This is a genomic window from Bifidobacterium sp. M0399 (genome assembly GCF_016100595.1).
GTDB lineage: Bacteria > Actinomycetota > Actinomycetes > Actinomycetales > Bifidobacteriaceae > Bombiscardovia > Bombiscardovia polysaccharolytica.
The window spans coordinates 1-1,184 of sequence record NZ_JACFSD010000014.1 but is presented as its reverse complement, the minus strand read 5'-3'; the positions used below and the strand labels follow the sequence as shown (position 1 = coordinate 1,184).

Here is a 1,184-nt window from a genome sequence, read left to right as displayed (position 1 = left end):
AAAAGGAAATTAGAGCGCAAATATTCAGTGTCTATTCAAATCCCTTGCAGCATCAGTTGGGATGGGGCTGACCCTGCCAGTGGACTCACGGACAACCAGCTCCGGTTCGAACATGAGCACATCCCGCCGTCTGGAAAGCTTGTGGTTGTTCATCATAGCCAGAACCCCGTTGACCATGGACTGGCAGATTTTGTCGACCGGCTGGTGGACCGAAGTCAGGGAGGGGGATATGTCACTCATGAAGGGGGAGTCGTCGTATCCGGCGACAGAGACATCGCCGGGGACGGACAGATTCATGCTCCGTGCGGCCCTTATGGCACCCAGGGCCAACTGATCACTTGCACAGGCGATGGCAGTGACGCCCTGTTCCAGAAGGGTCCGGGCAGCCATCCTGCCGGAGTCCACCCCATAGGTGGTCCAGGCTGTAGGGGCCTGGTCGGGGCTGAAACCTTTCTCCTTGAACAATCGTTGGGCCGCCTGGTGCTTGAGGATGGAGGGGTAGTGGTTCCTGTCGCCGAGTAGGAGTCCGATCCGATTGTGCCCCAGATCGATCAGGTGATGAAGGACCATAGTGATGGCCGCCTCATCGTCGGTCCCGACGAAGAGACCGTCCATGTTACGCGGGGTGCTGTTGAGGAATGCGCAAGGGATATTGCGGTCGGTAAGACTCCGGTAAATGGACAGGTTGGTGTCTTTGGTGTCATAGCTCCCAGCCAGGAAGATCGCAGCACTCAAGGGTTGACCTTGCAACATGGTCAAAAAGCCGGCCTCCGATGTTCCTGACGGTGTGTAAACACAGACGATGGGCAGAAGTTGGTGTTGGGCCAGGAGGGTGACCAGGGTGGTGATGAACTTGGGAAAAATCGGGTTGGACAAATCCGGCGCGATAATGGCAACCAGGCGGGTGCCGCTGCGCTGCAGGCGCTCCTTGGACATTCCCATGGAGGATAGGGTGTTCAGGACGGTGTTCCTTGTGTCGTCCGATACCCCCGGTTTGTTATTGATGACACGGGAGATTGTGGCCTGGCTCACTCCGGCCTTTTCGGCTATGTCGGCAAGTCGTGTATTCATTGTCTTCCCCCGCGAATCGATAGTTTTGTTATTTCCAATCATTACATAAATGGTAGATAGTTATTCAGACTAAGACGAATAATAGATGCAAATTTGCGCAACGAATACACATC

1 protein-coding gene is annotated in these 1,184 nt (G+C 55.0%); it reads right to left on the bottom strand.

The features are described 5' to 3' along the window. Positions 1-24 precede the first annotated feature (24 nt). On the bottom strand, positions 25-1,071 hold the full coding sequence (locus H3V09_RS08945; protein WP_198191708.1) for a LacI family DNA-binding transcriptional regulator: 1,047 nt from the start codon (positions 1,069-1,071) through the stop codon (positions 25-27). Between the last annotated feature and the right edge of the window lie 113 nt (positions 1,072-1,184).

Bases quoted from the DNA above. Each gene is read 5' to 3' on its own strand.
- H3V09_RS08945 (WP_198191708.1), bottom strand. From the start codon at position 1,071: ATGAATACACGACTTGCCGACATAGCCGAAAAGGCCGGAGTGAGCCAG.